The organism is Actinomadura rifamycini DSM 43936 (genome assembly GCF_000425065.1).
Taxonomy (GTDB): Bacteria; Actinomycetota; Actinomycetes; order Streptosporangiales; family Streptosporangiaceae; genus Spirillospora; species Spirillospora rifamycini.
In genome coordinates this window covers 26945-38192 of sequence record NZ_AULB01000015.1, presented here as the reverse complement: position 1 = coordinate 38192, position 11248 = coordinate 26945, and the positions used below count along the sequence as shown (strand labels likewise).

At 74.7% G+C, this 11248-nt stretch carries 16 protein-coding genes; 10 read left to right on the top strand and 6 right to left on the bottom strand.

Going from position 1 to position 11248, the window contains the following annotated elements:
- Positions 1-64: 64 nt before the first annotated feature.
- Positions 65-607 (bottom strand): GNAT family N-acetyltransferase, encoded by a 543-nt coding sequence (locus H505_RS42025; protein WP_157433008.1) that lies wholly within the window; start codon positions 605-607, stop codon positions 65-67.
- A gap of 2 nt (positions 608-609) precedes the next feature.
- Positions 610-1920 carry an NsdA family TPR-like regulatory protein gene (locus tag H505_RS0115345; RefSeq protein WP_026402710.1) on the bottom strand — a complete coding sequence of 437 codons (1311 nt, stop codon included), beginning with the start codon at positions 1918-1920 and terminating at the stop codon, positions 610-612.
- Positions 1921-2133: 213 nt separating this feature from the next.
- Here H505_RS0115345 and H505_RS0115340 point away from each other — a divergent pair, with 213 nt between their 5' ends.
- From H505_RS0115340 to H505_RS0115320, 5 genes are all read left to right on the top strand, one after another.
- Entirely contained in the window at positions 2134-2445 is a 312-nt protein-coding gene (locus H505_RS0115340) for a hypothetical protein (RefSeq protein WP_157433007.1), read from the top strand.
- Complete coding sequence (locus tag H505_RS42020) at positions 2442-2783, top strand: hypothetical protein (protein WP_034518046.1); 342 nt, start codon at positions 2442-2444, stop codon at positions 2781-2783. Before H505_RS0115340 ends, H505_RS42020 begins: the two co-directional genes overlap by 4 nt.
- A 32-nt stretch (positions 2784-2815) precedes the next feature.
- Complete coding sequence (locus tag H505_RS0115330) at positions 2816-3091, top strand: hypothetical protein (protein WP_026402708.1); 276 nt, start codon at positions 2816-2818, stop codon at positions 3089-3091.
- 171 nt (positions 3092-3262) lie between these two features.
- Positions 3263-3772 (top strand): hypothetical protein, encoded by a 510-nt coding sequence (locus H505_RS47680; protein ID WP_157433006.1) that lies wholly within the window; start codon positions 3263-3265, stop codon positions 3770-3772.
- 72 nt (positions 3773-3844) lie between these two features.
- A complete protein-coding gene (locus tag H505_RS0115320) occupies positions 3845-4306 on the top strand; it encodes a pyridoxamine 5'-phosphate oxidase family protein (RefSeq protein WP_026402707.1) in 462 nt (153 codons plus the stop codon).
- Between the two features lie 86 nt (positions 4307-4392).
- On the opposite strand, the gene H505_RS42010 is transcribed toward H505_RS0115320, so the two are convergent.
- The 3 genes from H505_RS42010 to H505_RS0115305 all read right to left on the bottom strand — a co-directional run bounded on the left by H505_RS42010 (position 4393) and on the right by H505_RS0115305 (position 5960).
- Positions 4393-4695, bottom strand: a complete 303-nt coding sequence (locus H505_RS42010; RefSeq protein ID WP_051300718.1) for a hypothetical protein — start codon at positions 4693-4695, stop codon at positions 4393-4395.
- 20 nt (positions 4696-4715) lie between these two features.
- Positions 4716-5048 (bottom strand): hypothetical protein, encoded by a 333-nt coding sequence (locus tag H505_RS0115310; RefSeq protein ID WP_026402706.1) that lies wholly within the window; start codon positions 5046-5048, stop codon positions 4716-4718.
- 72 nt (positions 5049-5120) lie between these two features.
- Positions 5121-5960 carry a LysR family transcriptional regulator gene (locus H505_RS0115305; protein ID WP_026402705.1) on the bottom strand — a complete coding sequence of 280 codons (840 nt, stop codon included), beginning with the start codon at positions 5958-5960 and terminating at the stop codon, positions 5121-5123.
- A 94-nt stretch (positions 5961-6054) separates the two neighbouring features.
- Between H505_RS0115305 and H505_RS0115300 the strand changes: the two genes are divergently transcribed.
- Together H505_RS0115300 and H505_RS0115295 are read left to right on the top strand one after the other, a co-directional pair.
- Positions 6055-6777, top strand: a complete 723-nt coding sequence (locus H505_RS0115300) for an SDR family oxidoreductase (RefSeq protein ID WP_026402704.1) — start codon at positions 6055-6057, stop codon at positions 6775-6777.
- A 29-nt stretch (positions 6778-6806) separates the two neighbouring features.
- Positions 6807-7844, top strand: coding sequence for an NAD(P)-dependent alcohol dehydrogenase (locus H505_RS0115295; protein WP_026402703.1), 1038 nt, complete (start codon positions 6807-6809; stop codon positions 7842-7844).
- A gap of 4 nt (positions 7845-7848) precedes the next feature.
- On the opposite strand, the gene H505_RS0115290 is transcribed toward H505_RS0115295, so the two are convergent.
- Positions 7849-8646: an SAM-dependent methyltransferase gene (locus H505_RS0115290; protein ID WP_245592528.1), complete on the bottom strand. Its 798-nt coding sequence runs from the start codon at positions 8644-8646 to the stop codon at positions 7849-7851.
- A gap of 154 nt (positions 8647-8800) precedes the next feature.
- On the opposite strand from H505_RS0115290, the gene H505_RS0115285 reads away from it, so the two are divergent.
- From H505_RS0115285 to H505_RS0115275, 3 genes are all read left to right on the top strand, one after another.
- Positions 8801-9262, top strand: coding sequence for a nuclear transport factor 2 family protein (locus tag H505_RS0115285; protein ID WP_034518044.1), 462 nt, complete (start codon positions 8801-8803; stop codon positions 9260-9262).
- 75 nt (positions 9263-9337) lie between these two features.
- A complete protein-coding gene (locus tag H505_RS0115280; RefSeq protein ID WP_026402700.1) occupies positions 9338-9802 on the top strand; it encodes a PPOX class F420-dependent oxidoreductase in 465 nt (154 codons plus the stop codon).
- A gap of 43 nt (positions 9803-9845) precedes the next feature.
- Entirely contained in the window at positions 9846-11105 is a 1260-nt protein-coding gene (locus H505_RS0115275) for a hypothetical protein (protein WP_157433005.1), read from the top strand.
- The last annotated feature ends 143 nt before the right edge of the window (positions 11106-11248 follow it).

The window sequence follows — 11248 nt, the reverse complement described above, 5'->3', positions numbered from 1 at the left end:
TGGCAAGGTCACCCCGCCCACCCCCCATGACCGAACCCGGCCGACCACGGGAGGAAACGCCTGATCAGCGCGGCTCGCCACCGCGCCGGGGCAGGGAGAGGACGAGCGCGTCGGAATGGGGCGGCTCGGCCCGGAACTCGGCGACCTTGCGCCATCCGTGGCGCAGGTACCAGCCGTAGGCGTCCGCATCGACCACAGCGGCGAGCGTGGCGTACGGCTCGGGCCGCGACTCCAGAAGCGCATCCAGGAGCCGCCGCCCCAGCCCCCGCCCGCGCTCCGCTCGATCGACGATCAGTTCGACGACCGCGAACTTCGACGCGTCCACCACGTCCCAGGACGGTAGGGACGCCGCGGCCCACCAGCCGCCCGCCGCCATGGAGAACCCGAACGCGAACCCCGAGAGCCCCGTGTCTCGCCGCGCCGTGACCAGCGTGAACCCCGACGACGCCGCCTGATCGCGCGTCCGCTCCAAGAACCGGGCGCGGGAGAACTTCGGGGCGGAGTCGTACGGCGGCTCGGCATAGACCCGCTTGTACAGGTCGGCCAGCTCCTCCAGCATCGCCGACGCCGCGCGGCCGTCATGGGCGCGGAGCTCGATGCCGGCCACGATCACCCCGCCACGCGACCGCGCGGTCCCGGCGACGCCAGTTCGCGAGGTTCGCGCACGCAGGACTGCTCCCGCCGCTCCTCCGGCACGGCGTCGAGGACCATCCGCGCGCCGCGCGCGACCGTGGCGGTGCGCTGGGAGCGGCTGAGGGACCCCACGGCGCGGGAGGCATGGGCGACGCCCGCGGCGACGTCGCCCGCCTGGACGAGGCACGTCGCGCGAAGCAACTCGATCTGCGCACGCTGCCGCTTCATGCCCTCCGGATAAAGCCGCAGGGCGTCGGCCTGGGCGCGTTCGGCCCGGGCGGCGTCGCGGACACAGGTGTAGGTGAACGCCGCAGTGTGCCGCAGCGCCGTCTCCGGCCACGCCCCGGTGGACAGGCGCTCGTCGGCGGGCGCCTGAGGCAGCCGCTCGAACCTGTCCTCCATGGCGCGGACGGCTCCCGCGGCGTCGCCGGTACGCCCGAGCAGGGCCAGGGCCTGCGCGCGGGCGGCCATCGCCTCCAGCACCGCGGCGCCCGAGGACGACCCCGCGATGGCGATCGCCTCGTCGGCGAGCCTCAGCACCGGCGCGAGCGGCCGCCCCGCGTACAGGGCGCTCATGGACTCGTACCCGCGAACCCACACCCGCAGGTTCCGGTCGGCGGAGGCGTCGGCGGTGTGGCGCGCGGTCTTCCACCAATCCCGCGCCTGGCGCGCGTGCCCGAGCGTCGCCACCGTCATCGCGACGAGCGCGGCGAGCTTCCCGGCGGGGGCGCACAGGCCGCGCCGCGCCCCGGCGTCATCGACGGCGCGGACGATCCGCTGCAGCCGCACGAGGTCGTGCGCGAGGTCGGGCAGGAGAGCCCCGGGCGGCGCGGTGAGGAACGCGTGCCCGTACTCGAACGCGACCTCCTCCCAGTCGGCGATCAGCCGATCTCGCGGCCCGCCGGGGATGGCGTCGGCGAGCGCCTGCCGAATCGGTTCGAGAGGTTCGTCGGCGACGCCGGCGTCCACTCCCAAGAGGCCCAGACAGGCGAGCAGGCGGCGGCGTTCCTCGTCCGTCTCCCGACGCGGCGGCCCCGACCGTCCGCCGAAGAGATCGGCGTCCTCGATGCCGAGGGCCTCCGCGAGGGCGAGGCGGTTACGCTCGCCGATGCCCGCCCGTCCGGCCTCCCAGCGCTTGACGTAGCCCTCCACCGTGGCCAGGTCGGGCCGCTGGGCGTCGGGCAGTGCGGCGCACACGCGGACCGCGAGCGCACGCTGCGTCAGCCCCCTCGCGGCGCGCTCGGCGGCGAGCCTGCGACCGAACGCCTGACGCTCTTCCGGGGTCATGGGTGCACCTCGCGTGTCGCCGTGCCACCTGCGTGCTCACAGATGCACCCCATTTTGCCTCTGCATATGTGACCTGCGACACCGCTTCACTGGATTCCGGAACACACCCCCGACTGCCGGGGGCGCGTGTTCAGCCGGAATGCAAGGCGGCCCCGGCCCGCTGGGCGAACAGCGGGGGGATCCGGGGCCTTGGCCGGAAACGAGGTCCGACCCATGGCAGATCGTACGACCCCGCAACACCATCTCGCGGCGCTCGCCGCGCACCTGTCCGCGCGTCGCCTCCAGGTCGAGTTGACCGCGAGGGGGCTGCGCATCGAGAACCCCGACGTCCCCGGCTGCGGCCCCGAGGCGAGCCCCGCGACCGTCACCGTCACGTGCCGTCCGCGCACCGACGACGGCGGCCGGATGTGGTTCTTCGGCCCCGGCCACGAGCCGGTCGCCGAGGCCGACCAGATCATGAACGCGGTGACGTGGGCCCTCGGCCGCCTGGCGTCCGACCAGGTCGGGACGGAGACGGCCCGGTGACCGCCTTCCGAACGCCGCAGGCACGGGTGGCCGCCGAGGTGGCGCGCCGGTTCCCCGGGACGTCCGCCTGGCTCGGCGAGGCCACCGGGAGCTGGTGGGCGCTGGCCCGCGACCGCGCGGGCACCTGCCACCTGGTCGAAGCGGCGACGCCCGCCGAACTGGCCCGCCGCCTGAACGCCCTGGACGTCCGCCGCGCCACGCCATCGCCCGAACCGAGGCACCCGCGCGCCGCCGCGCCCGTCCGCACCGTCCTCGCACCTCCCCGGCCTGAACGCCGCCATCGTGCGCCGCGCCGGGGACGGCTGCGGACCGCACTCGGCGGCCTCGTCGCCCCCTGATCCCCGGTCCGCCGCGACTTCCGTGAGGGGAGATGGAGAGCATCGAGATGTTCGGCCGGGACGCGCAACTGCACGCGGCGCTCCGCCGGTGCGCGCCCCAGATGACGGCGTCCCTCGACCGTGACGACCGGGACCTGCCGCACGTGCGCGTCACCTACCGGGAGAACGGGCCCCGGTTCGTGTCCTGGGACGGCGGCACCTACCGATGGCGCACCGGGCCCGCCGCAGGACGGCGCCTGCCCGAAGACGCCGAAAAGGCGGCGGTCGAGATCGCCCGGGAGATGGGCGCGGCGGTGAAGCCGTCATGACCGCGCACGCTCGCCGGTGTGGGCCACCCGGAAATCGCCGTCCTGCACGCCTTCCTGGACCTGACCTCGGCGACCGGCCATGCTGCAGGAAGCCGACCGGCGGCCGGCCCGCCGACCACGCGGGAGACGCGCGGGTCGCCGGCCGTCGTCACCGATGCGTAGCGGGGACGCATGACACGAAGCGACTGGGGTGACCTGCCTGCGGTTGTGCGGGAGGCCGTCGCCGAGCGCACCGGCCCGATCCGGGACGTCCGGCCCGCCGACTCCGGCAACCACGCGGACATCGCGTCAACGGTGACCGGCGAGCGCGCGACCGTGTTCGTCAAGGCGGCGCGCAAGCTCCCGGACCGAGACGGCCCCGAGGTCATGTCGCTCCGGTGGGAGGCGCGGGTCAACGCGTTCGTCGGCGAGCTCGCCCCTCGGCTCCTGTGGAGCGCGGAGGCCGAGGGGTGGCTCGTCCTGGCGTTCGAGCACGTCCCAGGACGTCACCCGGACTACTCGCCCGCGTGGCTGGCCCGCTTCGCCGCCTGGCGGGCGGCCGACCCGGAGGCGATCGACCACTACGCCAGGCTGCACACCGCCGTGTGGACGCTCCGTTCCGAGCGCGTCGCCGCGGCGTGGATCAAGCCCTACCTCGCCGACGTGCGGCGCTGGGCGGCGTACCGGGGAGCGCTGGAATGAGTTCATCGGTCGCCGGGCGTAGGTCTCTCGCCTCATGCGCCTTTGTGAGTCCGCTGGTTAAGGTCGATCGTCATGCAGACCACGGGCAGTGCTCGCCGCCTGACGGCGGAGCGTAGGCGCGACACTCTGGAACGGCTCGGCGCCGAGCGGGACATGTGGGTGTCGACGGCGCATCCTGATCACGGCCCGCACCAGGTGCCGCTGTGGTTCCTGTGGGACGGGCGAGCGGTGTGGATGTGCACCGGTGCGGCTTCCGCGACCGCGCGGAACGTCCGGGAGGAGCCGCGCGTGCGCCTGGCGCTACCGGATTCCTTCGACGTGGTGCTTCTCCAGGGGGAGGCGGAGTGCTTCCCGGACCGGGACGTGCCCGGAGAAGCGGCGGATGCCTTCGCCGCCAAGTTCGGGTGGGACCCGCGTACGGAAGGCGATCCCTTTTCGTATGTGCGCGTGGTGCCGGAGACCGTGCGCGCCTGGCGTGGTGAGCCGGAACTCCGAGGCAGAGTCATCATGCGCGACGGGACGTGGCTCGAATAGTGGGCGGCACGACAAAGCCCCCTCGATCCCGGTTGTGGGGTCGAGGGGGCTCGTCCAGCGGCTTGAGCGCCCGTGACCGGGACGGCTCAGACGAAGACCGCTCGGATGGGGCCGCCGAAGTAGCCGCTGCCGGCGTGCGCCCAGGAGATGGCGGGCGCGTCCACGATGGGGCCGCCGATGGTGGTGCAGTGGCCCGGGCCGCACGCCGTGCCGACGACGTAGTAGCGGCCCGCGTCGCAGCTGACGCCGATGCTCTTGCCGTCCGACGACCGGTAGGTCGAGCAGGTGGCCTTCTCGACGGCCGGGGCGGCGTGGGCGGGGAGGGCGGTGAGGCCCGTAGTGCAGGCGGCCGCGACCGCGACCGCGGCGGCTCGTGCGTGTGCCTTCACGGGATCGTCCCTTCTCGGTGTCAGTCGTACTGGGGTTCGGGACGCGACCAGGTCACGGACGTGCCCGGCGGGCAGGACACGAGCGAGAAGTACTTGGAGGTGTACCACTCGTAGTTGCCGTGCTTGTAGGAGCCGTCGCTGCACCTGGCCTGCGTCTGGTACATCTGCGCGTCGGGCGGTCCCGCCCAGCAGTGGTAGCTCGCGGTGCGGTCGTAGCTGTGGTCCTCGCACGTCTGCCCCTTGTAGACGAACGAGCGGACGGCCTGCCCCGCGTGCGCGGCGGCGGGGTACAGGGACGTGAGCGCGACCGCGGCCGCGGCCGTCGCGGTGAGCTTGCTCAGGGTGGTGTGCATGGCGCTCCCTTCCGGACATCGCCATGCTCCGCCCGCGCGCTGTCGCCCCGGTCACGCGCCGGTCACGCCGTCCTAGAGGCGGGTGGCGGTTCGGACGAGGTCGGCGACGGCTTTCGAGCGGCTGTGCGGGGGCCACGCGATGACGGTGGTGACCGGCGGGGCGTCCAGGACCGGGACGGTGGCGACGTCGGTGTGCAGGTGGGAGCGGCACGACTCCGGGGCGACCGCGGACGCGCGGCCGAGCGCGATCAGCTGCGTGAGCTGCGTGTGGTCGCGGACCTCGGGGCCCGGGCCGTCCGGGTACGTCCCGTCGAGGTTCGGCCAGCGGGGCACGGGGAGGCCGGGCAGGTCGGCGACCTCGGCCATCCGGACGCGGGGGCGGGCGGCGAGGGGGTGCCCGGCGGGCAGGAGGACGACCTGGCCTTCGGTGCCGAGGTCCTCGGTGTCGAAGCCCGCCGTGTCGTCGAACGGGCGGTGCAGCAGGGCCACGTCGGCGCGGCCGTCGCGCAGCACCCGCTCCTGCTCGCCGATGCCGGACAGGAGCACCTCGACGGGGACGGCGTCCGGTTCGGCGGCGTAGGCGTCGAGCAGCTTGGCGAGCAGTTCGCCGTTCGCGCCCGCCTTGGTGGCGAGGACGATCCCGCCGGGGGACGCGGCGGCGCGGCGGGTGCGGCGCTCGGCGGCGTCGACCGCGTGCAGCGCCGCGCGGGCCTCCCGCAGGAGCACCCGGCCCGCCTCGGTGAGCGCGACGGAGCGGCTGGTGCGCTCCAGCAGGGTGGCGCCGAGGCGGCGTTCGAGCCGGTGGATCGCGCGGGAGAGCGGCGGCTGCGCGATGCCGAGCCGCTGCGCCGCCCGTCCGAAGTGCAGCTCCTCCGCGACGGCGACGAAGTACCGCAGCTCCCGTGTCTCCACGCTGCCACGGTACCCGCATCCATACCCGCGGAGTATCGATGCGCACCCGATCGGTGTTGGAGGTTCCGCCGGTTCCGGAGCGAGGATCGACGACATGAGCGAACGGACGACCGCGCTGGTGACCGGCGCGAACAAGGGCATCGGGTACGAGATCGCGGCGGGGCTGGGCGCCCTCGGCTGGGCCGTCGGGGTCGGCGCCCGGGACGCGGGGCGCCGCGAGGCCGCGGTCGCGAAGCTGCGGGCGGACGGCGTCGACGCGTTCGGCGTGCCCCTCGACGTGACGGACGACGCGAGCGTGACGGCCGCCGCCGGGCTGGTCGGCGGACGCGGGGGCCTGGACGTGCTCGTCAACAACGCCGCGATCACCGGCGGCGGGCCGCAGGAGCCCACGGCGGTCGATCCCGCGACGGTGCGGGCGGCCGTGGAGACGAACGTCATCGGCGTCATCCGCGTCACGAACGCGATGCTTCCGCTGCTGCGCCGCTCGGCGTCGCCGCGGATCGTGAACATGTCGAGCATGGTCGGTTCGCTGACGCTGCAGAGCGCGCGCGGCGACGCCACAGGCCCGATCTCCGCCGCGTACGCCCCGTCGAAGTCGTTCCTGAACGCCGTGACCGTCCAGTACGCCAAGGAGTTGCGGGACACGGGCATCCTGGTCAACGCGGGCTGCCCCGGTTTCACGGCGACCGACCTCAACGGCTTCCGCGGCGTCCGGACGCCCGAGCAGGGCGCGGCGATCGCGATCCGCCTCGCGACCCTCCCCGACGGCGGACCGTCCGGCGGCTTCTTCAACGACGAGGGCGAACTGCCTTGGTGACGTCCGGGCTGCGAGATCGGAGTGGTGCCATGCGTGAGGTCAGTGGATGGGCCGCCCGCGAACCGGGTGCGGGGCTCGAACCGTGGGTGTTCGAGCGGCGGGAGCTGCGGCGGACGGACGTGGCGGTGCGGGTCCTGTACTGCGGGGTGTGCGCGAGCGACCTGGCGGCGGTGCGCGGCGGCGATCCCGCCGGGTTCCCGCTCGTGCCGGGCCACGAGATCGTGGGGGAGGTCGCGGAGACGGGGTCCGGGGTGACGCGGTTCGCGGTCGGCGACCGGGTGGCGGTGGGCAACATCGTCGACTCGTGCCGCGCCTGCGGGCCCTGCCGGGCGGGGCGGGAGAACTGGTGCGAGGAGGGCGTCACCCTCACCTACGGGGGCGTCGACCGGGTCGACGATTCGCCGACCCGGGGCGGCTTCTCGTCGGAGTACGTCGCGGACGAGCACTTCGTGCACGCGCTGCCGGACGGGCTGGACCCGGCGGGCGCGGCGCCGCTGATGTGCGCGGGCGTCACCACGTGGGTGCCGCTGCGCCGCTGGGGCGCCGGGCCCGGACGGACGGTCGGCGTCGTCGGCATGGGCGGGCTCGGGCACGTCGCGCTCAAGCTCGCGCGTGCCCTGGGGGCCGAGACCGTCCAGTTCACGTCGTCGCCCGCGAAGGTCGCCGAGGCGCGCCGGCTGGGCGCGGACGACGCCGTCCTCGCGTCGGACGGGCGGCGGATGGCGGCGCAGGCGGGCCGCTGCGACCTGATCATCGACACGGTCGGGGCGCCGCACGCGCTGGAGCCGTACCTGGCGGCGCTGGCCGTGGACGGGACGCTGTGCATGGTCGGCATCCCCGGCGGGGACCTCCGGGTGGACCCGATGAGCCTGATCGTCGGGGCGAGGAACCTGGCGGGGGCGGGCAGCGGGGGCGTCCGCGAGACCCGGGAGATGCTGGACTTCTGCGCCCGGCACGGCATCGTCGCCGAGACCGAGGTCGTCCCGGCGCGGGAGGCGGACGCCGCGCTGGGGCGGCTGGCGCGCAACGACGTCCGCTACCGGTTCGTGCTCGACATGGCCGCCTGACGGGTCAGGGCTTGCGGCCCACGGCGCTGTACTGGGCGACGTTCTCGGCTTCGCCCCACGGGCTGTCGAGGCCGACGCGCCAGCGGGCGGTCGACACGATGCCGGGCTCGACGAGGTCGAGGCCGTCCATCAGCCACTTCATCTGCGCGTGGTCGCGGGCGCAGATCGGCAGGCCGCCCTCGGCCATGAAGGTGTCCATGGCGTCCAGGACGGACTGGCCGTGGAAGTCGGCGGTGTCGTGCACGAGGACGAAGTGGCTGCCGGACGGCAGGGGGTCGAGGAGCCGCCGGACGATCGACTCGGCTTCGGCGTCGTCGACGATGTGCTGCAGGATGCCGATGAGCATGACGGCGATCGGCCGGTCGAAGTCGAGGTTCTCGCGGGCCTTCTCGAGGATGGCCTCGGGTTCGCGCAGGTCGGCGTCGATGTAGGCGGTCGTGCCCTCGGGCGTCGAGGTGAGCAGGGCGCGGGCGTGCGCGAGGACCATCGGGTCGTTGTCGACGTAGACGATGCGGGAGTCGGGGGCGACGCGCTGCGCGACCTCGTGGGTGTTGTCCTGCGTGGGCAGGCCGGTGCCGATGTCGAGGAACTGGCGGACGCCGGCCTCGCCCGCCAGGTACCGGACGGAGCGGCCGATGAACGCGCGGTCGTGCCGCGCCATCGTGACGATGTCGGGGTGGACGCGGGCGATCGCGTCGCCGACCTCGCGGTCGACGGGGTAGTTGTCCTTGCCGCCGAGCCAGTAGTTGGTGATCCGCGCCGAACTCGGCACGGTCGTGTCGATGCCGGGAATGTCGTTCACGAGCCGCTCCATGCCGCGATGCCGGTTGTCGATCTTCATCTTGCCCGGCCGCGGGGCCCCGCTGCTCCGTTTCGGGCATGCCGGGCGGAACACTGTCGGGACGCCAGTCACCTGACCGATGCCCGGGGACCCGGCCGGTTCGTAGCGTCGTGGCATGACAACGATGAGCGAACTGATCGACCGGATGGACATCATCGAGCTGGTCGGCAGGTACATGGTGAGCCTGGACGAGCGGAACATCGACGACGCGTGGGCGCGCCGCTTCCATACGGCCGACGTCGCGATGGAGGCCCCGGTGGGCGAGGCCGCCGGACTGGACGGGCTGGCGGAGTCGACGCGGGTCGCCCTGGAGCGGTTCGAGCGGACGCAGCATCTCGCGTCCAACCACATCGTGGACCTCGACGGGGACCGCGCGGCGGTGCGGTGGGACGCGCTGATGGTGCACGTCCACCTCGCGTCGACGGCGGCGGCCCGGGGGGAGGAGCCCGGCGCGCACTTCGACGTCGGCGGCCGGTTCGACGCGGAGGCGGTGCGGACGGCGGACGGCTGGCGGTTCCGCCGGATGGCGGTCCGGCCGGTGTGGTTCGACGGGCGGCCCCCGATCGGAATGGAGTAACGGGTTCCCCGCCCGGGCTTCTAGGGTCGGGCGGGGAGCCGTACGGCTCCGCCGAACCGTCGGAAGAGGGGCGTCATGCCACGTATCGCCACCGCCGAGCGCGTCGACCGCGACGCGCTGCTGGAGTTCCTGCGCCCGCGCCATCGCGGGGTGCTCGTCACGACGCGCGGCGGCGGCGGTCCGCAGATGTCGCCCGTGACGTGCGGGCTGGACGGCGCCGGACGCATCGTCGTGTCGACGTACCCGGACCGCGCGAAGGCGCGCAACGCCCGCCGCGAGCCCCGGGTGTCGATCTGCGTGCTGTCCGACGACTGGAACGGCCCGTACGTGCAGGTGGACGGCCGCGCGGAGGTCGTCGACATGCCGGCGGCGCTCGACGGGCTCGTCGAGTACTACCGCGGCATCGCCGGCGAGCACCCCGACTGGGACGACTACCGCCGGGCGATGGAGCGGCAGAACAAGTCGCTGATCCGGATCACCGTCGAGGGGTGGGGGCCGATCGCGACGGGCGGTTTCCCGCCGGGCGTCGCCGGGTCCTGAGACGCCGTTGCGCCGGGCGGCGTCCGCGCGCGACGATCCGCCCGTGACACGGGAGCGCGTACACGACCTCATCCCCTCGCCCGCGGTGCGGCGGGAGCCGCCGGAGAGCCTCGCGCGGCGGACGGCGTCGGTCCCGGCGGACGTCCTGGCCGACGCCGTGCTCGACCCGGCGGAGCCGTGGTGGCGCCGGTCGGGGTGCGCTCTCGCGCTGGCCGGGCGGGTGCCGGACGGGCGGGCGGCGGAGCTGTTCGCGTACGTCCGGGACGACGGCGGCCACGGGCTGCTGCGGGCGGCGGTCCTGGCGGCGCTGAGCGAGCCGGGACGCGCGCACTCGGACGAGCTGCTCGCCTGGCTTCGGGAGCAGGACGGGCGGGAGCCCTGGCACGGGGCGGACGCGGCGGTCACCGGGGCGCGGGCGCGGCTGGGTGAGCTGGGCACGGCGCGGCGCCTCGCGGTGCTGGCCGCGGACCCGTGGACGCATCTGCGCGTGCAGGGTGAGCGGGCCCTCGACGCGCTGGTCGGGGTGTGCGGCCTGCGGGCGGTGCTCGCCGAGTTCGGCGCCGCGTCCGCGGCGGACCTCGCGGCCGGCGGGGCGACGGCGGAGGAGCGGCTGCTCGGGGTGCGGCTGCGGTGGCGGGAGGGCGGCGACGTCGCCGCGTCCCTCGGGGACGCCTCCACCATGGTGGCCCGGCAGGCGTACGAGCTGCTCGCCGAGGCGGACGGCGGCGACGAGCGGCTGTGGGGGATGGTGCGGCGGCGCGTCCCCGGGCACCTGTGGGCGCTCGCGGTGCTGCATCGGCGCGGCCACGGCGTCCGGGCGGCCTGGGAGGGGCTCGGTTCGCCGCGGGTGGAGCTGCCGGGGGTTCCGGCGGACGTGCGCGCGGCGATCGTCCGCCGCCACGTCCCCGGGCAGCGCGGCACCGACCCCCGGTGGCTGGTCGAGGCCGCGCTGCTCGAACCGGAACCGGACGGGCGGGCGGAGGCGGACCTCCGCCGCGCCGTCCGGGCGCTCGCCGGCGCGGGCCTGGAGCCGGGGGACCCGCGGCCCGAGGCGGCCGTCCGGGGGACGGGCCACGACACCTTCCACGTCGTGGAGACGGCCGCCGGGACCGTCCACGTCAGCACGCTCGGGCCGTTCGCCGAGTGCCGGGACGGTAGTCCCCGGGAGGTCCTGCGGGCGGCGGGCTTCACGTGCGTGGACGGGGCGCTCGCCGAGACCGTGGTCGAGGGGCTGCACGTCTACTTCTTCGGCGACCGGGGGCCGCTGCGGGTCCGCGACCTGCTGTTCTACTGGCAGGACTGACGGCGCGCGGATGAGGAACCTCTCATCGCGCTCTCACCGGAGGCGGACGGCGAGGCGGCCGGAGGGGGGAGCGGGGGCGTGGGGCGGCCTGCGGCGGAGTGCCCGGCAGGCCGGTGGTTCCGTGGTCCATGGGCCGCGAAGCT